Below are 19,111 nucleotides of genomic sequence, written 5' to 3'. Positions count from 1 at the left end.
GATCCCTGGAGAACCACTATGAGCGCTGCAGATCCCAGCGACGGGGCATCGGCCAGGCTCGCCGAAAGACTACTGGGTATGCGTGCCAGCCGCGAGGTCGTACCGCCGGATCCGAACCACTCTGTCCGGTGGCATGAGCATGACTATCCCACCGCGGCGGCCCGCTGGAACTACCATCCCGAGTACGAGATCCACCTGATCAGGAAGGGCACTGGCAAGTTCATCGTCGGGGACCATATCGGCACATTCGAGGCAGGGCACATGTCCTTGGTGGGATCAGGACTGCCCCACGACTGGGTCAGCGACCTCGAGCCCGGCGAGGTCATTGAAGGCAGGGACGCCCTGATCCAGTTCGATGGAAAGTGGGTGGAGCAGACCGCGGCGTTGGTTCCCGAGCTGGCCGAGATCGAGCCCCTGCTGGAACAGTCCGCCCGCGGGATCGAGTTCCTCGGACGCACGGCACGGGATGCGGCCGCCTCCATCGAAGCGATGGGCACGTCCACCGGGTTAGGACGGCTGCATCACCTGGTGGAACTGTTCGCCATTCTTGCGAATTCACCGCTGCAGGACCGGCGCTACCTGGCTGACGAATGGTTCAGGCCGCAGCTGGACGGACAGGCCGCGGCCGTGGTGGACATCGTCCTGGAGTATGTGTTCGGCAATCACGCCGGCAGCGTCAAGATGTCCGAGGCGGCGGCCCTGGTGGGAATGTCCGAACCAACCTTCTCGAAATACTTCAAGCGCGCCACCGGCCAGAACTTCAGCGATCTGGTCCGCAAACTCCGGTTGGCCCATGCACGGCGGCTGCTGGAGCGCAGCGACAAACCCATCTCGGACATTTGCTACGAAGTCGGGTTTTCGAACCTGTCCAACTTCAACCGGCATTTCCTCAACGACGCCGGCGAGACACCCCGGAGCTACCGCCAACGGGTGCAGGGCTGAGCACTTCCGACGAGTCCAAAGCCATCGGCGAGCTAGAGTGAACCCCAGCCCTGCGCAGGCGCAGAGAGCTCCGGCCGGGCAGACCCGCCGGATCGGCGAGGGACTGGCAGTGCAGGGCGAGGGGGTCCAGGATGCCGGACCGGACATCAAATCCTGGCTACAGCGCACCGGGCTGCTCAAAAGCTAGCCCAACGCAGACTCCTCCGCCCAGCTTGCTCCATCGCGGTAGCCAAAGAAATCTTTAGCTCCTGAATCCGCGCACCGCCGAGGAGCGGACGACGGCGCGACCTCCCGCCGTCGTCCGCTCTCTGTTTCAGAGGGGTGCTTTGGCGGCGATGAACTGCCGGATCCACTGGATCGTTTCCGGGCGGTCCAGGTGGAGGCCGTGGCCGGCGCCCGGGACCTTGACCAGCGTGGAGCGGCGGATGTGCCGGTGCAGCTGGAGGGCGTTTGGCATGGGCGTCAGAGCGTCATCGGTGCCGTGGAGGATGAGGGTGGGAGATTCGATGGAGCCGAGCTGGCTCCATGCGTCGTGGTCCCGGCTGGCGCGGAAGTGGCGTGCTTTGGCCCAGGCCGTGGCCCGCGAATTGAAGAAGGTGTGTGTTGCCTCCGGGCGGTCCGCAGCCCATTCCGGTGCGAAGAAGAGGGGCTCGAGGCGCACCATGTCGCCGCTGACCAGGGCTTCCATGGCGTCCTTGGTGGGCTCGGCTCCGGCCAGTTTGCCCCCGCTGGTCGCGGCAAGGATCAGCGTGCAAACACTCTGCGGATGGTCGATCGCGAGCCATTGGGCCACCCGCCCGCCCATGGAGTGGCCGTACACGTGTGCCGACTCGACGTTCGCCGCTTTGAGGACTGCAACAGCGTCGGCGGCAAGGAGCCTCGTGGTGTAGCGGCCGGCGTCGCCATTGCTGCTCCCGCCGATCCCCCGGTGGTCGAAGCGGATAACGCGGAAATGCTCAGCGAGGGCCTTGGCTGTTGGTCCCCAGCCGTCCATGGCCGTTGCCTGGCCGGCGACCAGAAGGAGGGGCTCGCCCTGCCCTTCTTCGACCCACGCCAGTTCGGCGCCGTCGGGAGCCAGGGCAATCTTCACCGTGACACTCTATCTTTACGCGCAGCCAGGGCGCTGTGGTGCAGGGCACGGCGGGCATAGACGGGCCAACCCGGAACGCCGTCCGGAGGGCCCTTTAATTTGCCACTACCCAGATGGATTCTGCTGCGGAGGGGCCCAGATCAACGTCGCGGTCCCCGACCCGAATCGTGGTCACGTCCGCATACGGGCGGTGTGCCAAGACTTGGAGCCTGGTGTCCGGTCCCAGCCCGAGCTGGGTGAAGTACCGGAGCATGTCCGGATCCGCGTCCGAGATTCTTGTGATGGTGACCGTCCGTTCCGGTTCCACGGATGTCAGGGGATCCCCTTGCGGGGGGTGCGGTAGCCCATTCCCCGAGGGGATGGGGTCTCCGTGTGGATCCCTCGTGGGGTGGCCAAGCTTCTCGTCGATGCGCCGGATCATGGTGTCGGAAACGGCGTGTTCGAGGATCTCGGCCTCGTCGTGCACCTCATCCCAGCCGTATCCGAGAATCTGCACGAGGAATGTCTCCAGGAGGCGGTGCCTGCGCACCATTTCGACGGCGTGTGCCCGGCCGGCGGGCGTCAGCTCGATGCTGCCATAGGGGGCATGGGTGACCAGGCCCTGCTTTGCCAGCCGACGGATGCCGTCCGAAACGGTTGACGGTTTCACCGCCATCCGCTCGGCCATGGCGCCAACAGTGATGGGAGCCTCTGCCCATTCCGTTGAGGACCAGATCATCTTCAGGTAGTCCTGCGCGGAAGCTGTCAGCTCGGAGACGGTCATATCCCCATATTACCAGTCGAACATGAATGTTAGACTGGCCTAACAAAAGTGTTTGATCAATGGAGATAAAATGGACGGCGCGCCGAAAACCGAAGGAAAGACGATGCCGACGCGCCGTGCCATGCTCGCAGGAGCGGCGGCTTTCGCCGCGGCGCCTGCGCTGGTCGGATGGGTGCCGTTGAACTCCAAGGATCCCGGGCACCATGCCGGGCACGGCACGGTCTCAGGTCAGGCGGCGAAGACTTCCACGGACGGTTCCTCAGCGGCGAGCACTGGCTCGCCCCGCACTGACTCCGGCCACCCGGCGAACCATGCCGGTCACGCAGGCTTCGCCGGCGGGTCCGTCCCGCCGGACCGCGCCGGGATCGACCCGACCGCGATCCTGCACGATTTCGATCGAGGCAAAACCAGCACTCTTCCGGACGGCCGCACCCTCCGGGAGTGGGACATCGTCGCGGTGGACAAAGATTTCGAGATCGCCCCGGGCGTGACGTTCCCGGGCTGGAGCTACAACGGCCGGATCCCCGGTCCGACCCTCTGGGCGCAGGAAGACGACGCCCTCAGGATCCACTTCACCAACGCTGGCGCACACCTCCACACCATCCACTTCCACGGGATCCACCGGGCAGAGATGGACGGCACCCCGGGGATCGGCGCCGGGTCCATCGCCCCGGGCCAAAGCTTCACCTACGAATTCGATGCCACCCCGTTCGGCACCCACCTCTATCACTGCCACCAGTCACCGCTGGCCCCGCACATCGCCAAGGGCCTCTACGGCGGCTTCATCATCGAGCCCAAGGAAGGCCGGCCGAAAGCCGACAACGAGATGGTCATGGTGATGAACGGCTACAACACCGACGGCGGCGACGACAACGAGTTCTACTCCGTCAACGGGCTGCCCTTCCACTTCATGGACTTCCCTGTCCAGGTCAAGCAGCACGAGCTGGTCCGGATCCACCTGATCAACGTCCTGGAATATGACCCCGTCAATTCATTCCACATCCACGGAAACTTCTTCCACTACTACCCCACCGGCACCATGCTGACTCCCAGTGAATACACCGACACCATCTCCCAGGTACAGGGCCAGCGGGGCATTGTGGAGATCCGCTTCCCGTACCCGGGCAAGTACATGTTCCACGCCCACAAGACCGAGTTCGCTGAACTGGGCTGGATGGGCTTCTTCGAGGTGAGCCCATCATGAGCCTTGACGAAAAGTCGGCTGACGCCCTGGCCGCAGCACCCCACAGGCGGCCGCCGGTCCCTCGGTGGCTGCTCGGCATTGGGCCGCTGGTCCTGATCGCCATCCTGCTGGGGCTGTTCACCCTGCTCAACGCACCCGGTCTCAACAAACTCTCCGAGGGTGTTCCGCCGAAGGAGGTGGTTGCCGTCGAAGACGTCCGCCTGACGGCCGGACAGATCACCATCACCGTCCGGAACGAGGGACCGGATCCGGTGTCCATCGCGCAGGTCAATGTCTCGGACTACTACGCCGTGTTCACGCAGACCCGGGAAACCATGGCGCCGCTGGAGTCCACCACCCTCACCATCATCTACAACTGGGTGGAAGGTGACCCCTACGAGGTGGCCCTGGTGACCTCGAACGGCGGCAAGATCCCGGCGGTTATTGACGCGGCCGCCCTGAGTCCGGAGCGCGGCAGCTCCTTCTTCGGACTCATGTTGCTCATGGGGATCTATGTTGGCGTGATACCCGTGGCCCTGGGAATGCTGTGGATGCCGTTCGTGCGCCGTTCGTCCGCGTCCTGGGTCCGCGTCCTCTTGGGAGTCACCGTCGGGCTGCTGGCCTTCCTGGCCATCGACGCGACCCTCGAAGCCGTGGGACTCGTGGCCGGCAGCGGCGCGTTCGGCGGCCCCATGGTCGTCTTCCTCGGCGCCGTGACCGCCTACCTCATCCTCGAGGGAACGGATGCGTGGATGCGCCGGCACCAGAACTCGACTACCGCCCGCCAACCTTCAGCCCTGCCGCCCCAGCGTCTGGCGCCCCAGCGCCTGGCACTGCTGATCGCCATCGGCATCGGCCTGCACAACTTCGGCGAAGGCCTCGCTATCGGATCCGCGTACGCGGTGGGCTCGCTCGCCCTGGGCGCGTCCCTGATCGTCGGCTTCGCCATCCACAACACCACCGAGGGCCTGGCGATCGTCACCCCGCTCGCCAAGCAGCCCCCTGGCCTGGGCCGCCTGGCAATCCTGGGACTCATCGCAGGAGCGCCCGCGGCCGCCGGCGCCCTACTCGGAGCGACCGTGTACCAGCCGGCCCTTGCGGCCTTCCTGCTTGGCATCGGAGCCGGGGCTGTCGCCCAGGTGGCCGTCAAACTCCTGCCAATGCTCAAGGACCCCGCAGGCAAGACCTTCACCCCGCTCACCGGCGCAGGCGTCGTCCTGGGAATGGGCCTGATGTTCGCCACCGGCCTGCTCGTCCAGGCTTAGCCCAGAACAGGCCTGGGCCAGGCGCGGACGACGGCGGTACCACCCGCCGTCGTACTCTGACGTTTCGCTGGGTTCCCCCGATTTTTTCGGCGTGCCTATTGCCCCGGAGCCACCGCCTCAGGCACACTGGCTACAGATCCGCAGGAACAAATGCTTCCGCCGATCCAGCCCGCCGGACAATTCGGCCGGCCACCGCCCCATCAGAGATGCCGGGCAACCCCTCTGGAACCACCGCTTTCCGCCTCCCCGGGTACGCCCGGCCCCGGAAGCCTGTGCCTCCCCAGAGTCCCGGGATCCCGCCGAGAAAGAGACCACCATGATCAAGCGCCACTCTGACCTTGTCCTGGCAATCACAGCCCATGATCCTGACACGGTCGAAAACGACCTCAACACCGCCGTGGAAATGGCCCGCGAACACGCCATGAGGGAAAGCCGCCACGGCATCCTGGTCACCCAGCACAGCTACACCGACTACACGGTCGCCGTCAGCCGCGATGTCCCCTACGGGCAGACACACGAAAGGCGCGATCTCCCCGCATAGCAGTAAGGCGAGCGGACGACGGCGGGGACATCCCGCCGTCGTCCGCTGGCGTTTGGAGCCGTTCCCCACTGCGCGAACGGACACTTAAGCCCCCGCGCGGCGGAGTAGTTTTGTGGCATGACTGAAACCTATCGGTACGGCGTGGAGGTCCTGCATCTCCTGGTGTCGCCGGTGCACGCCTACTTCGGCCGGGCCCGCGAGGGTGCCGCGGATGTCCCCACGACGGATGCCGGGCGGGTGGAGTTCGTGGCGGGCAAGGGCATCATTGGGGATCGGTTTTTCGGCAAGGCCGCGCATATGGACGCCGCTGTCACCGTGTTTGCCATCGAGTCACTTGAGGCCATCGCTGCGGAGCTGGGGACCGCACAGCTGGACCCGCTCCTGACCCGGCGCAACGTTGTGCTCCGAGGCGCCCACCTGGCTCCGCTCCTGGGGCACGACTTTGCCCTGGAATCCCAAGGAGACCTGGTGCGCCTCACGGCCGGGCGGCCCGCCCACCCCTGCGTCTGGATGGATGAGATGCTCACCCCGGGGGCGCACAAAGCGATGCGTGGGCGCGGCGGCGTGCGCTGCCGGGTAATCTCCGACGGCGTCCTGCACCGAGGACAGGCCGTGCTGGTCAGCCCCGTGCCGCTGGAGCCGGAGCGAGCCGGCGAGGCAACACTGCTGCGGGCTTCGCGGCTGCCCTAGCACGCCGCCCTACAGAGAGTCGGCCGCCGGCCGGTCAGACGTGCTGATCCACCAGCACCGGGTTGCCGTCCGGATCCACGACGATAAAGCTCCCCGGGCCGGTGGTCGCCTCATCAGCTTCGGAAACGAACTCCATGCCCGCGGCTTTGAGTTCCCGCTGGAGGTCGCGCACGTCGGTGAAAGAGTCCAGCGCTTCCGCGTCCTGGCTCCAGCCCGGGTTGAATGTCAGCATGTTCTTCTCAAACATCCCCTGGAAGAGGCCGATGACCGTCTCGCCGTTCTTGAGGATCAGCCAGTTCTGGGTGATGTCGCCGCCGAACCTGGTGAAGCCCAGTTTCTCGTAGAACGCCGCTGAGGCCGCGATGTCCTTGACGGTGAGACTGATCGAAAAAGCACCGAGCTGCATGGGTAACTCCACTCTCAAAGGGACGGGTGTTCCGATGATACCCACTGAAGCTGGTGCAGCCGTTCGATGCCGTCGAGGAGGAGGTCCAGGGCGAACTCGAACTCGAACTGGTCGTCGCAGCCGCTGCCGACTACCGAGCCGTCATCGTGGCTGGCAGCAGTGGCCACTTGCAGGACGTTCGGGTAGTTGGCGGACATTTCCTGGTACATGGCGGCCTGAACTTCCGGTGCCACCGGCGCGGGAGCGTCGCCATCGGAAGTGGCCGTGGCGTCGAACAGCTCCTGCGTGAAGCCCCACATCCGACTTCCGATGGCATGCATCACGTGGTGCGTGAGGTCCACGGAAAAGCCCCCGGCGAAGAACATGCCGATGAACGAGTCCATGTAGCCCAGGACGGCGGGGGTCGGGTTGGTGCGGGTTTCCAGGACGCGCCTGGCCCACTGGTGACGCTGGAGCACCCGCCTCGCGGAGAGCACTCGCAGCCGCACCATGCTCTTCCAGTCAGCGCCGGCAACGGGAGGGTCAATCTCGCCGATGACCACGTCCACCATGCCGTCGAGGAGCTCCTCCTTGTTGGCCACGTGTTTGTATAGCGCCATAGGCACCACGTCCAGTTCCTGAGCGAGGCGGCGCATGCTGAGCGGGCCGATCCCCACCTCGTCGGCGAGTGCAACGGCCGCCTGCAGCACACGGTCCCGGTTCAACCGCGGCCGGCGTTCGGCAATCTGCTGAGTCACTGTTCCCTGCTTCCGTCGCTGCAAAACATCTTCCATTGACAAGTGTACTAAGTACACCTAATGTCAGTCCCATCAGATAGGTGTACGTCGTACACCTCAAAGGAAAATCGAGGAGCTAAACCATGAACCCAAGCCAGCCGGCGCCCGCTACAGCCGCGGGAGCCCGGACCATGAAAGCCGCGACCTACCGCCGGTTCGGCGGGCCGGACGTGGTCCGCGTCGAGGAGATCGCACAGCCCGCTCCGCGCGCCGGTGAGGTGCTCATCAAAGTCATGGCCAGCACGGTCAGCGTCGCCGACCACCGCGTCCGCAGCCGCAATGTCCCCAAGGGACTCGTGGCACTTACGGCCCTGACCCTTGGCGTCTTCCGCCCGCGGACCCGGGTCCTCGGCATGGACGTGGCCGGCGTGATCGAGTCTGTCGGCCAGGGCGTGACCACGTTCCGGCCCGGCGATGAGGTAATTGCGATGCTCGGCGCCAGGTTTGGCGGGCATGCCGAGTACGTGTCGGTTCCGGCGAAGGGGCCCATCTCCGCCAAGCCGCGGAACATGGGCTTCGAGAAGGCTGTGACGCTGATTTTCGGCGGACTCACGGCGAAAACGTTCCTGGGAATGGCGGCCATCAAGACCGGCGACACTGTTCTTATCAACGGCGCCTCCGGAGCCGTGGGAACGGCCGCCATCCAGCTGGCCAAGCACCTCGGCGCCCACGTCACCGCCGTGAGCAGCGGGGCCAACAGGGAACTGGTGGAATCACTCGGCGCGGACGGCTTCATCGACTACACCGCAGCGGATTTCACCGCAGACGGCACAACGTACGACGTCGTTATGGACTGCGTGGGAAACGCCCCGTTCGCGAGGGTGCAAGGGAGCATCGCGCCGGAAGGTGCCCTTCTCCTGGTCATCGCCGACCTCAAAGGTATGCTCAGCGCGCGAGGACAGAGCCGCCGAAGCAGCAAGCTGATCACTTTTGGCGGCCTCAAGCTCACGTACACCGCCGACGACGTCGCCTACCTTGTGGGCCTCGCGGAGGAAGGCAAATACCGGGCAGTCATCGACAGGACCTACAACCTGGCCGACGTCGTCGAGGCCCACCGCTTCGTGGACACCGGACGCAAGCGAGGCAACGTGGTCCTCCGCTTCCCCTAAGCAGCGTGCCCCCTGATCACTTCTCCTCTGGGGACCCTTCTGGGGGTCTTTCGCCCTCGTTGTCCCCCGGCCCCTCCCCTTCGGACGCAGGCACCGCATGGTAGTGCGCAGCGTCTTTGTGGCGGGCTTCCTGGAGGTGGTGCTCCAATTTCTCCTCCGCCTCCCGGCGGCGTTGACCTACGGTCCGCATTTGTTGCGTCGTCGGAGCGGCGTGGGCGTGCTGGTGTGGGCCGTGATCCTGCAGGCCGTCAGAGATCTTCTCGCTCATACTGAAATAATCCCACCGTGCGTCAGTGTCGGGAAGGCGCCGCGTCATGTGGAAACGAACGACGGCGGGAGGTCCCGCCGTCGCCCGACTGTCGCCGGTGCGCAGCCGATTTCCGGGCTCCGGGACAGCGATCACCGCGGCGGAAACCCGGCGGCAGGCTGAAGCCAGCACTGCGCGGCGTGCAGGGAGCAGGCGAACGCTGCTCTCGGGCACCCGTCAGGCGGTGGAATGGAGGAACCGTTCCACCCCATCCTCTCCCAGAGACAGCCCAATGTGGACAAAATCTGCATCACCGCGACCTTCACGCCACACTGGGAGCCTGGGCCCGTTCCTGCTCGCTTCCGGCATTGCTTCCGGGTTTGGTTCCGTAGGCCAGTGTGGTGGTTCCCAGTCCTGGTGTTCGCTCTTGTAGTGCCGGCCAGTGGGCGATATCCAGCCGGGTGGTTCGTTCTTGCTCGCCGCTGTGGGTCTCCAAGTGCTGGTGTGCCTCAGGCGGTGATGTTTGGGGCAGGGCTGTCCCAAATTCGATATGCCGGTGGTTCCGCCCTTGTGCCAGGCGAGGATGTGGTCGGCTTCGTTGTCCAGGGAATGGTTGGAACAGCCCGGGAAGGGGCATTTGCCGTCGCGCATCCGGAGCCAGTTCCGCATGGCCGTGGTGAGACGGTAGCTGGCGCGGCCGATCTCCAGGGGCGCCCCGTCCCGCGGGTCAACCAGGACCCGGTAGAACGAATCGGCCCCGTTCGCCACGAGGTCCCTGGCCATCGACGCCGGGATCGGACCGAAGCCGTCAAGCATCGCCGGTTCCTCGGTAGCGCCGAACAGGGAAAACACCGGGACCGTCACCAAAACGTGGGCCCGGGGCGGCGGAACCTGCCCGGGATCATGTTCTGCCGGGATACCGCTGCTCAGGAGGGCTGTGGCGAGTACGTCAGCGCGGAGCTGTGTGAGGGTCAGGGGCTCGTCCGGGCCCTGCAGACCGCGGGCGACCGCGGTGGTCCGGTTCCAGATTGCTGCCGCCTGGTCCGCGGGGAGGTAGGCCGAGAGCCAGGCCATCCCGTCCTGGTCCGGGGAGTACTCGACCCGGCGGTCCAGGACACCCTTTGCGTGCCGCTTCTCGATGCTCTCCGTGTGGTGGCGTTCGCGCCACGTTCGTGCCTGGTGACGGAACCGGGACGCCGGCATTTCCCCTGCGGGACAGCCGCGGGCCGGGTTCGGGGCATCCGGGTCCAGAAAGTGGGCCTCCAGAGCCGCGGCCCCGGCCGAGTCAAGGGTTGCGGCTTCTTCCACCATGGCCCGCGCGTGCTGCCACGAGATGGTGCCCGCTTGCAGGGCGGACAGCGTCAGCGGCAAAGCAATCGTGAGCATTTGCGACTGGTTCAGCAACGCCCCTGCAGCCCGTTCACCGATCGCCAGGACGCAGGCGACCTCCGCAGTCACCGCCATTTCCTGTGCCTGGAGCGGTGCGTCCGGTGAAGCGACGGCTTGGGCGATGTCCGCATATTTCACTGCGGCGCGGGCCTTAAGTCCCGCCACCCGCGCCTCCACTCCCGCGGCGCCGGAGAGGATGTCCAGGCACGTATCCTCCAGGCCACGCAAAGGATCAGCCTCCGATGACACTTCAGAACTGGATCCTTCAGCCCCGTTTAGTACGGAATTCAGCACGGCAATGGCGGCAATGATGTCCTCATATGCCTTCGCCACCGCTGCGCTTCCCATAACTCCATCATCTAGTGGGGGTCTGACATTCAAGCGAGAACGGATTTCGGCCGGACGCCGCCACCACGAGTGGATTCCGCCAGCACCTCGATTCGGGGAAGCTCTCGGAAGTCATCGACTGGCCATCGCCCGGCCGCCTTGCCCAGGTGGAGGACATCACGCAAGTGTTCGAGCGTGAAGGCATCGAAACTGTAGAGGAACTCCGCGGCACGCTCGAGGACCACACCCGGGGTGCCGCTCTCCGGGCAGCCCTTGCACAGCTACGGCACGTCAGTCCCAAGGCAAATGTAGGCGGGTTCGGTGCCGAGCGCATGAAGCATCCTGCGGCTCATCACCCTGCCGCAGCAGGAGCATCAGCACGTGGCTTCAGAGCCCATTGTTCTTGAGCGCTTCGGCTATTTGGCTGATCGTCGGAACGCCCGCCAGCCCGCTGGGAGTCGCGTATATCCGGCAGGCCAGGTCGTCTGCACGTGCACCGGCCGGAAAAATATCAGACCCATTGAGAGTGATCGTGGGGGAACCCGCAAATCCCGTCCCGGCGGTATCGGCCGCGGACTCCAGGAGTCGCATTGTCACCGGAATGTCGCTGTGCCCCAAGGCGGCCAGGGCTGATTCCAGTCGCTCCTGCACCATAGCAAGGTTGGGGCACTCGTCGATGTAGAGCAGTTCGATCCTCATGGAATCATTCTCCGCCCCCAACGTCAGCCTCCGGGACTCACCGGCGGTGACTGATGTGGAGAAGCGGACGACGCCGGGACCTCCCGCCGTCGTCCGCTTGTCGCCGGTGCCCGCTGGTTGAGCCTGTCAAAACGCCGGTGGTTGAGCGTTGTCCCGATGGGCGGGGGACAGTACCGGCTGCCGGTCTAGCCTCCTGGGAGGCGCCTTTTCATGACGATTCGTGGCCAGGCATCCAAACCATGAGCACGTTCTGATTGCACGATCCGATATAGACCGCCCGGCCACTCTCGTTCGGGCACCGGCCGGAATCCCAGGCGGGCGTAGTACGGAGCATTCCAAGGGACTTCTTCGAAAGCGGTCAGAGTCATTCCATCAAGGCCGAAGATCGCCGCCCAGCGGGCCGCTTCGTCGATGAGCTGTCCGCCAAGACCCTGGCGCGCATGAAGCGGGTGGACAGTCACCTGCTCGATATGAGCAAACCGGTCGACCAGGTCAACCAATATGTAAGCCACCGCCACGTCACCGGAATCGGTGGCAACCCATGCCCTGCCATCGCGCTGATAGTTGGCCAGGGCTTCCAGACTGGGCGGCGCGTCATCGGCGACGGCTCCCATCCCAAGGGTTCGGAACGCTTCTCCGGCTGCGACTTCGATGGCGCGCATCTCCGGGAGGTCTTCTGCTCTTGCTTCCCTGATCACCTGGTCAGTGGCTTCTTATAGAAGGTGGCAGCGTCCTCATACGCGAGGGCACGATAGAAATCGCCGGCCTGCCGACTTGCCAACGAAACATAGGCAGCGCCCTTGGATTCCGCCCAAGTCTCGGCTCCATTCATCAGCGCCTGTCCCACACCATGCCGGCGTGCTCGCTCGGCGACCATGACCTCCTCGACCCCGGCGACAGGGCCGTTCGCAAGAAACGTGGCGCGGCAATGGGCCAAGAGATAACCGACGACAGATCCGGAACCCTGTTCGGCCACGAGAACGAGCGTGTGGGACGCCTCCACCAGCGCGCGGAACGTTAGCTCAAAAGCTTCCCGCTCAGGCCGGACGGTTGGCGCGAAATCCTGAACCAGACGCCAAACGTCGTCCGCGTCGCTGACGGCGGCGAGTCTGATGGTCATGCTGGGGTTGAGCATTTGGCCACACTACCTGCAAGGCTGTTCAGCATGACGATCACCTTTGAATGGCGCGGAGCGGCTACAAACGAAGAAATCAACCAGCTGCACGCGGAAGGCTTCGAGCATGCCTACGTTGACGACGATTGGACTGGCCGACTCTCGCGCTTCAGCTTGGGGTGGGTCACAGCGCGCAACGAACAGGGTCTCGTAGGCTTCGTCAACGTGATCTGGGACGGCCAAGCGCACGCGTTCATCGAAGACACGTTGGTTGCACATCGTGCCCGCCGGCAGGGAATCGGGAAAAGACTGCTCGCCGTTGCCACCGGGAAGTCAAAGGAAGCAGGCTGCGAGTGGCTTCATGTTGACTTCGACGATCATCTGAAGAGTTTCTACTTCGATGCATGCGGTTTCCGCCCCACCACTGCTGGACTAATCCAGCTGCGCTAACTGCTGATCTACGGCCCCGACCAGCCACCGTGGCGCTCCACATGGAAGTATTCAGGTATGACTACCGATAATGATGCAGCCAACACCCCGGCGCCAACGGACTCACCCGGCACAGACGCCCCGGCCGATATCAGCCGCGGCTGGGACCACATCGGGGCCATCATTGTGGATGCCACGCTCCAGCGCCGGCAGAACTACAACGAAACCGTCAAGCCGCGCGTCGAAGCCCTCGTCGCGGAATGGCCGGACGCCGCCACCACGAGTGGATTCCGCCAGCACCTCGATTCGGGGAAGCTCTCGGAAGTCATCGACTGGCCATCGCCCGGCCGCCTTGCCCAGGTGGAGGACATCACGCAAGTGTTCGAGCGTGAAGGCATCGAAACGGTCGTGGATCTGCGCGATGCGCTCGGTGACCCTGCGAAGGGCTCTCTTCGGGAAGCGCTAGCGGAGGTGCGGCATGTCAGTCCCAAAACGCTGGATTACATTGGCACGCTGAGCGGAATCTCAACCGGTTCAGCCGACGTACCCCAACCCGAGTAGAAGCCGCCTGCCCACCCCGGCGAACTGACGCCTGCAAACGCGAGGAACACCTTGGTTGGCAAGCGGTTGACTTGATTCCATCGAGTTCCGACATTCCTGCGCTACGGTAAGCATCACCATCAGTTTTTCAAGGGGGAAAAATGGAGTTTGCAGAAAAGCTCTCGGCTTTGGCAGCAAAGGTGCGCCAGCAGCGAGAGGTAATCCAGACCGAAGAGGCAACAAAGAATGCGTTTGTGATGCCCTTCATTTCAACAATCCTTGGCTACGACGTCTTTAATCCAATGGAGGTCGTGCCGGAATTCATCGCGGATGTCGGCCTGAAAAAGGGCGAGAAGATCGACTACGCGATTGTTAAGGACGGCGAAGTCCAGATCCTCATCGAGTGCAAGAAGTCCTCGGAGCCGGTGAAAATCGAGCACGCGTCGCAGCTATTCCGCTATTTCGCCGTGACGAACGCGCGCATAGCGATCCTCACCAATGGCGAGTTGTACCAGTTCTTCACGGACCTCGATGCTCCGAACCGGATGGACGCGAAGCCGTTCCTGGTCCTGGACCTCACGGACATCGATGAGTCCTTGATCCCTGAGCTGCAGAAGCTGTCCAAGGACGTTTTTGACCTCGATTCGATCATCAGCGCCGCCGGTGAACTGAAGTACATCGGCGAGTTGAAGCGGACCCTGGCAGCGCAGTTCAAGGAACCGGAGGATGAATGGATCAAGTTCCTCACTGGCCGCGTCTATCCCGGCGCGTACACACAGAAAGTGCGTGAGCAGTTCACGGCGCTGGTGACAAAAGCGTCCAAGCAATTCCTTAACGACCAGGTCAACGAGCGTCTGAAAAAAGCCCTCGGTGCCCCTGGCTTCCCTCAGACTGAGGTCGCGGCCGCAAGTGTCACCAGCGCGCCGGTGGCCGAAGCCGACCTGGCCGACGCCGAAGCCCTCGAGACCACCCTTGAGGAGATCGAGGGCTACCAGATCGTCCGCGCCATCGTCTGCAGCGAGGTCAAGCCGGCCCGCGTTGTCCAGCGCGATGCCAAGTCCTACTTCGCGGTGCTGCTGGACGACAACAACCGCAAACCGATCGCGCGCCTGCACTTCAACCGGACGCAGAAGTATATCGGGATCTTCGATGACAACAGGGAAGAAACCCGTGTCCCGATTTCCTCCCTCGAGGAGATCTACGAGCACACCGAGGCCCTGCGCGCGAGCGTGAAAAGCTACTTGAGTGCCTCGCCCGCAATCAACTAAGGGAAAACGCGCAGCTTCGGACGACGGCGGGACGTCCTTGAGTTCCAGCGGTCGTTGTGAAAGGTCTCGCCGTTCTCGGTTCCCGTGTAACTCTTAAGCGTTCCGCTTCTGGGGGCCGCGAGGGTAGGTTCTCCGCCGGCATCCTTGACGGCGTTCCATGTGCTGGTCAGCTCCACTTGTTCCACGCCGTCAGTCAGCAGGAAAGCAACCTTCTTGCCTGCAATATTGTGCCCAGACATGTGTCCTCCTCTTGCTTGAGCGAGCGATCAGGCGGGGACACTGCCCTCGGCTGCCCGCCCACCGTCACCTGGCAGCAGGTACTGTACAAACCAATCCCTGGCCAGAATCGCCGCCTCCTCCAGTGTCCCAGGTTCATCGAACAGGTGGGAGGCTCCCTGGACAAGATCCAGCCGGTTGGGGCAGCGCATCAGGGCTTTCGCCCGGCGGTTGAGTTCGAGGACCCTGTGATCCGCACTGCCGACAATCAGGAGCGTCGGGGCGCGGACAAGGGCCAACCTCTCGCCGGCCAGGTCCGGACGGCCTCCCCTTGAGACGACTGCACCGATCCGTGCGCCCTGTTCGGCCGCAGCCCACAAGGCTGCCCCGGCTCCGGTACTCGCGCCGATGAATCCCACGCTGCATGACGCCGTGTCCGGCCTGCTGGCAAGCCAGTTCGTTGCCGAGGTCAGCCGGAGCGCAAGCAGTTCGATGTTGAACACGTTCGCGCGGTCGAGCTCTTCCCCGGGGCCGAGCAGGTCAAGCAGCAAGGTGCCCAGCCCTGCTCGCTGGAGCGTCGAGGCTACGAATCGGTTACGCGGACTGTGGCGGCCGCTGCCGCTGCCGTGGGCGAACACCACCACTCCGGCAGCCGGCACGGGAAGGTGCATGTGTCCTTGGAGCCGCACCCCATCCGCTAGGATCTGCACGTCTTCATCGAGGCCAGGGTTTCCCGCCGCCGAACGCGCACGTTCCAGACGCTCGGCAGCAGCGTCGAGCAGCCACACCACTTCGTCGTCGCTCGTCGGCGAGAAGCTGCGGTAGTAGTAGCCGACAGCTGTGAGTTGCCGGGGCGTGGCAAGGCACACCACCTCGTCCGGCTCCGTCAGGGTGGCGAGGGCGTCGGCAGGGGCAACAGGAACGGCCAGGATCACTCTCGCAGCCCCCAGCTTTCGCGCGATGCTGCATGCCACCCGGGCAGTTAACCCGGTAGCGATCCCATCATCGACGACGACGGCGACGCGGCCGTGCAGATCCATGCGGGTCCGGCCTGCCCGGAATCGTGCCACCCGGGCATCGAGCAGAGCCCGTTCCTGTCTTTCGACGGCCCGCAGTTCTTCCTGCTTGACCTTCATGAATGAGACGGCGTGCTTGTCGAGCGCGTAGGTGCCGTCTTCCCCGATGGCTCCCATCGCGAGTTCGGGCTGAACCGGTACTCCAAGCTTGCGCACGATGATCACATCCAGCGGCGCGTCAAGGGCCGCCGCAACCTCGAACGCTACCGGAACGCCGCCCCGAGGCAGTCCCAGGACAACTGCGTCCTGGGCACGCAGATACGCCAGACGCAGCCCCAGCTGCCGCCCTGCATCAGCCCTGTCCGCAAAAATGCCCATCGCCGCGACTATCCCATCAGGACAGCGGCCGCAGGCCCCGTCCAAACCAGCGAACAGCACGGAATGAACGACGACGGCCGCCTGGTCCAACTATCTCTCAAGAATCGGGACCATGCGAGAGTTTTTTTCGGTACAAAGAACGTCCGACGACGAGCGTCCTGCCATCGACCGCAGCACCCTTGGGATTGACCACCGAACTGGCACCAGACCACGAAGCGGTCCATCCTGATAGAAAAGGCCCTGCCAACGTGGAGGTGGAGCATGCGGATCGCAATGCTGGGGGACGTCATGCTCGGACGGCTGGTGAACGAGCAGCTGAAAGTGGCCGATCCCGCCTATCCCTGGGGCGATGCCCTCCCAGTCCTCCGGCAGGCGGACATCAGGTTCGCCAACCTCGAATGTGTCCTGGCGGACGGCGGAACACCTGTGGTGGGCAAGGCGTTCCACTTCCGCTCGGACGTCAAGAACGTAGAGAGCCTGAGGTCCGCGGCGATCGATGTGGTGTCGCTGGCCAACAACCATGTGCTGGATTACGGGATTGACGCGCTTCGGGAGATGTTGCCGGCCCTCGATCAGCAAGGGATCCTCAGGGCCGGGGCTGGGATGGACGCTGAAGCTGCCCGGCGGCCGGCGGTCCGGCGGGTGGGCCCAACTGCGGTCGGCTTCATTGCCTTTACCGACAACGAGCCGGGCTGGGAGGCGACCGCCCGGTCACCCGGGATCTACTACGTACCTGTGGATGCTGGTGACCATCGGGTGACGGATCTGCTGGAACTGGTCCGGCGGACGAAGGGGCGCGTCCAGCTGCTGATCGTTTCGGCACACTGGGGCCCCAACTGGGGGGCCGCTGTCCCGACCGCGCATCAGAGTCTGGCGCGGGCGCTGATAAATGCAGGGGCCGACGTCGTGTTCGGGCATTCGGCCCATATTTTCCGCGGCGTCGAAATCTACAGGGACCGGCCCATTATCTATAGCGCCGGCGACTTCGTGGATGACTACGCCGTGGATCCGACAGAACGCAACGATCAGTCATTCATCTTCCTCTTGGAAACCCGCAAGCTACGCCTGCATCCGACGACAATCACCGATTTCCAGACCCGGCTGGCACGTCGGAGCGCGCGGAAAATTGCCGAGCGGATGCAGCGGCTGAGCGAGCAGCTCGGCACGCGGAGCGTCTGGATCGAGGGCGAGAACGTGCTGGAAATCCCGATCGACTCGATCCGAGAAGGCTCAACGGGCGCGAGGACACGGAGGTAGATGCACTCTAAGAAGCCGCAGCACCGTCGAGCGGACGACGGCGGGACCTCCCGCCGTCGTCCGCTCGGTGGTTGAGCTTATCGAAACCTGCCGCTCGCCTACGCCGCGGCGGAGGCGGGAACCTTCAGCGGCTCCACCTTGCCCAGGACGAACAGGTAGTTCGCCGCTCCGGCCAGCGACACCAGTCCGATGACCGCGAGCGGCGCCACGTAGGATCCCGTCTGGTCCACCAGGACACCGATCAGGACCGGCGTGAAGATGCCTGCCAGGTTGGAGGCGAAGTTCTGGAGCCCGCCGATGGATCCGACGTGGCGGGAGCTCGGGGCAACGTCCGCGGGGAGCGACCAGATGCCGGTGGCGGCGACGGTGAGGCTGGAGTAGGCCACCGACAGGAGGGCAAGTGCCATCCATGCCTCGGGGACCACGGCGGCGAACATGATGATCGAACCGCCGATCAGACCGCCGGCGATGGCGGTCTTGCGGACCCGTGTGACCGAGACCCCGCGCTGGACGGCCCGGTCGGCAACGTAGCCGGCCAGCCAGCCGAATGCCACCGCGCAGATGCCCGGGATGGCACCGAAGAGGCCGAGCTTGAGCAGGTCGAAGCCGCGTTCCTTCACGAGGTAACTCGGGAAGAACGTGATGAAGAAATAGATGGCGCTGTTCAGGCAGAAGAAGCCGAACATCATGCTGAGGATGGTGCGGTATTTGAAGAGTGAGCGCCAGGGGAGCTTGGCGGCGTCGGCGTCGTCGTTCGCTTCGCTCCGGGCACCGCCTCCCCGGATGTAGGCCCGCTCCTCGTCATTGGCCGTCGGGTGATCCTCCGGGCTGCGGTAGACCTTCCACCACACAACAGCCCAGATCAGGCCGGCCACACCGATGATGATAAAGACCGCGTGCCAGGACGTGAAGGCGACGATCAACGTGACGATCGGCAGGGCGATGACCGCACCTACACGGGAGCCTGAATCCCAGATGCTGGTGGCAAAGGCCCGTTCGCGGACCGGGAACCAGGTGGCCACCACCTTGGCGGCGGTGCTGGGGGCCGGACTTTCGCCCACACCGAGCAGGAACCGTGCGGCGAACAGCGACCAGAAATTCTGCGCAAAGGCGGTGACCATGGTGAAGACGGACCACCAAACCGCTGCCAGCGTGAAGGACTTCCGCGGCCCAACCTTGTCCACGTACCACCCGGCGGCCAGCTGGCAGAAGTCGTACGCCCAGAAGAAGGCGGCGAAAATGAGGCCCTGCTGGGTGGCCGAGAGCTCAAAATCCTTACCCATGAACGGCAGGGCAACGCTGAGGCTGGAGCGGTCAAGGTAGTTAATGCTGAGCCCCACGAACGCGAGCCAGATGATCACCCAGCGCTTGCGGGTCATGGTGCGGGGAGCCTTGGAGGAAAGATCGGGGGAAGAACTGGGGGCGAGCCTGCTGCCTAGGACAGTCATACCGTCTCCTTTGACGTA

22 protein-coding genes and 1 pseudogene are annotated in these 19,111 nt (G+C 64.4%); 12 read left to right on the top strand and 11 right to left on the bottom strand.

Translation table 11 applies throughout. The annotated features are described in order from the left end of the window. The first annotated feature begins 18 nt into the window (after positions 1–18). Both NFC73_RS17630 and NFC73_RS17625 read left to right on the top strand, forming a co-directional pair. A complete protein-coding gene (locus NFC73_RS17630) occupies positions 19–942 on the top strand; it encodes an AraC family transcriptional regulator (RefSeq protein WP_254752295.1) in 924 nt (307 codons plus the stop codon). Positions 943–979: 37 nt separating this feature from the next. Then, positions 980–1,129: a hypothetical protein gene (locus tag NFC73_RS17625; RefSeq protein ID WP_254752293.1), complete on the top strand. Its 150-nt coding sequence runs from the start codon at positions 980–982 to the stop codon at positions 1,127–1,129. A gap of 126 nt (positions 1,130–1,255) precedes the next feature. Here the strand turns inward: NFC73_RS17625 and NFC73_RS17620 are convergent, their stop codons facing one another. Both NFC73_RS17620 and NFC73_RS17615 read right to left on the bottom strand, forming a co-directional pair. Further along, positions 1,256–2,032, bottom strand: coding sequence for an alpha/beta fold hydrolase (locus tag NFC73_RS17620; protein WP_254752291.1), 777 nt, complete (start codon positions 2,030–2,032; stop codon positions 1,256–1,258). A 94-nt stretch (positions 2,033–2,126) separates the two neighbouring features. After that, positions 2,127–2,795 (bottom strand): metal-dependent transcriptional regulator, encoded by a 669-nt coding sequence (locus tag NFC73_RS17615; protein WP_254752289.1) that lies wholly within the window; start codon positions 2,793–2,795, stop codon positions 2,127–2,129. A gap of 103 nt (positions 2,796–2,898) precedes the next feature. On the opposite strand from NFC73_RS17615, the gene NFC73_RS17610 reads away from it, so the two are divergent. The 4 genes from NFC73_RS17610 (at position 2,899) to NFC73_RS17595 (ending at position 6,474) form a co-directional block, all read left to right on the top strand. Continuing rightward, a complete protein-coding gene (locus NFC73_RS17610) occupies positions 2,899–3,999 on the top strand; it encodes a multicopper oxidase domain-containing protein (RefSeq protein WP_254752287.1) in 1,101 nt (366 codons plus the stop codon). Further along, complete coding sequence (locus tag NFC73_RS17605) at positions 3,996–5,243, top strand: ZIP family metal transporter (RefSeq protein WP_254752285.1); 1,248 nt, start codon at positions 3,996–3,998, stop codon at positions 5,241–5,243. The genes NFC73_RS17610 and NFC73_RS17605 overlap by 4 nt, the downstream gene beginning before the upstream one ends. A 316-nt stretch (positions 5,244–5,559) precedes the next feature. Continuing rightward, positions 5,560–5,784, top strand: a complete 225-nt coding sequence (locus tag NFC73_RS17600; protein ID WP_141141716.1) for a hypothetical protein — start codon at positions 5,560–5,562, stop codon at positions 5,782–5,784. Between the two features lie 117 nt (positions 5,785–5,901). After that, positions 5,902–6,474, top strand: a complete 573-nt coding sequence (locus NFC73_RS17595) for an MOSC domain-containing protein (protein ID WP_254752283.1) — start codon at positions 5,902–5,904, stop codon at positions 6,472–6,474. Positions 6,475–6,508: 34 nt separating this feature from the next. Here NFC73_RS17595 and NFC73_RS17590 read toward each other — a convergent pair whose 3' ends face one another. Both NFC73_RS17590 and NFC73_RS17585 read right to left on the bottom strand, forming a co-directional pair. Further along, the gene (locus NFC73_RS17590; protein WP_254752281.1) at positions 6,509–6,880 is read right to left on the bottom strand and encodes a VOC family protein; all 372 of its coding nucleotides are present in this window, start codon (positions 6,878–6,880) and stop codon (positions 6,509–6,511) included. A 14-nt stretch (positions 6,881–6,894) separates the two neighbouring features. Further along, positions 6,895–7,617 (bottom strand): TetR/AcrR family transcriptional regulator, encoded by a 723-nt coding sequence (locus tag NFC73_RS17585; RefSeq protein ID WP_254752280.1) that lies wholly within the window; start codon positions 7,615–7,617, stop codon positions 6,895–6,897. A gap of 122 nt (positions 7,618–7,739) precedes the next feature. Here NFC73_RS17585 and NFC73_RS17580 point away from each other — a divergent pair, with 122 nt between their 5' ends. Beyond that, entirely contained in the window at positions 7,740–8,765 is a 1,026-nt protein-coding gene (locus NFC73_RS17580) for an NAD(P)-dependent alcohol dehydrogenase (protein ID WP_254752278.1), read from the top strand. Positions 8,766–8,862: 97 nt separating this feature from the next. After that, positions 8,863–9,195, top strand: coding sequence for a hypothetical protein (locus NFC73_RS17575; protein ID WP_254752277.1), 333 nt, complete (start codon positions 8,863–8,865; stop codon positions 9,193–9,195). 54 nt (positions 9,196–9,249) lie between these two features. On the opposite strand, the gene NFC73_RS17570 is transcribed toward NFC73_RS17575, so the two are convergent. The 4 genes from NFC73_RS17570 to NFC73_RS17555 all read right to left on the bottom strand — a co-directional run bounded on the left by NFC73_RS17570 (position 9,250) and on the right by NFC73_RS17555 (position 12,562). Next, a complete protein-coding gene (locus tag NFC73_RS17570) occupies positions 9,250–10,749 on the bottom strand; it encodes an HNH endonuclease signature motif containing protein (RefSeq protein ID WP_254752275.1) in 1,500 nt (499 codons plus the stop codon). Between the two features lie 366 nt (positions 10,750–11,115). Then, positions 11,116–11,427 carry a thioredoxin family protein gene (locus NFC73_RS17565; protein ID WP_254752273.1) on the bottom strand — a complete coding sequence of 104 codons (312 nt, stop codon included), beginning with the start codon at positions 11,425–11,427 and terminating at the stop codon, positions 11,116–11,118. Between the two features lie 185 nt (positions 11,428–11,612). Beyond that, positions 11,613–12,089, bottom strand: a complete 477-nt coding sequence (locus tag NFC73_RS17560; protein WP_254752271.1) for a GNAT family N-acetyltransferase — start codon at positions 12,087–12,089, stop codon at positions 11,613–11,615. 32 nt (positions 12,090–12,121) lie between these two features. Next, a complete protein-coding gene (locus NFC73_RS17555) occupies positions 12,122–12,562 on the bottom strand; it encodes a GNAT family N-acetyltransferase (protein WP_254752269.1) in 441 nt (146 codons plus the stop codon). A 30-nt stretch (positions 12,563–12,592) separates the two neighbouring features. Here NFC73_RS17555 and NFC73_RS17550 point away from each other — a divergent pair, with 30 nt between their 5' ends. The 3 genes from NFC73_RS17550 (at position 12,593) to NFC73_RS17540 (ending at position 14,778) form a co-directional block, all read left to right on the top strand. Further along, positions 12,593–12,991 (top strand): GNAT family N-acetyltransferase, encoded by a 399-nt coding sequence (locus NFC73_RS17550; RefSeq protein WP_254752267.1) that lies wholly within the window; start codon positions 12,593–12,595, stop codon positions 12,989–12,991. Between the two features lie 57 nt (positions 12,992–13,048). Further along, complete coding sequence (locus NFC73_RS17545) at positions 13,049–13,531, top strand: hypothetical protein (RefSeq protein WP_254752265.1); 483 nt, start codon at positions 13,049–13,051, stop codon at positions 13,529–13,531. Positions 13,532–13,671: 140 nt separating this feature from the next. Continuing rightward, positions 13,672–14,778 (top strand): type I restriction endonuclease, encoded by a 1,107-nt coding sequence (locus tag NFC73_RS17540; protein ID WP_254752263.1) that lies wholly within the window; start codon positions 13,672–13,674, stop codon positions 14,776–14,778. 50 nt (positions 14,779–14,828) lie between these two features. On the opposite strand, the pseudogene NFC73_RS17535 reads toward NFC73_RS17540, so the two are convergent. Both NFC73_RS17535 and NFC73_RS17530 read right to left on the bottom strand, forming a co-directional pair. Beyond that, positions 14,829–15,017: pseudogene (locus NFC73_RS17535) on the bottom strand (peptidase C56); the annotation flags it as partial. A 27-nt stretch (positions 15,018–15,044) separates the two neighbouring features. Continuing rightward, entirely contained in the window at positions 15,045–16,388 is a 1,344-nt protein-coding gene (locus NFC73_RS17530) for a phosphoribosyltransferase family protein (RefSeq protein ID WP_254752259.1), read from the bottom strand. Positions 16,389–16,649: 261 nt separating this feature from the next. Here NFC73_RS17530 and NFC73_RS17525 point away from each other — a divergent pair, with 261 nt between their 5' ends. Beyond that, a complete protein-coding gene (locus tag NFC73_RS17525; protein ID WP_254752257.1) occupies positions 16,650–17,645 on the top strand; it encodes a CapA family protein in 996 nt (331 codons plus the stop codon). Positions 17,646–17,743: 98 nt separating this feature from the next. Here the strand turns inward: NFC73_RS17525 and NFC73_RS17520 are convergent, their stop codons facing one another. Further along, positions 17,744–19,093, bottom strand: a complete 1,350-nt coding sequence (locus NFC73_RS17520) for an MFS transporter (protein WP_254752255.1) — start codon at positions 19,091–19,093, stop codon at positions 17,744–17,746. Positions 19,094–19,111: the final 18 nt, after the last annotated feature.

Source organism: Pseudarthrobacter humi (assembly GCF_024294965.1).
GTDB classification, from domain to species: Bacteria; Actinomycetota; Actinomycetes; order Actinomycetales; family Micrococcaceae; genus Arthrobacter; species Arthrobacter humi.
Note: the sequence above shows the minus strand (reverse complement) of the source record. Positions and strands in the feature narration are given on the sequence as shown.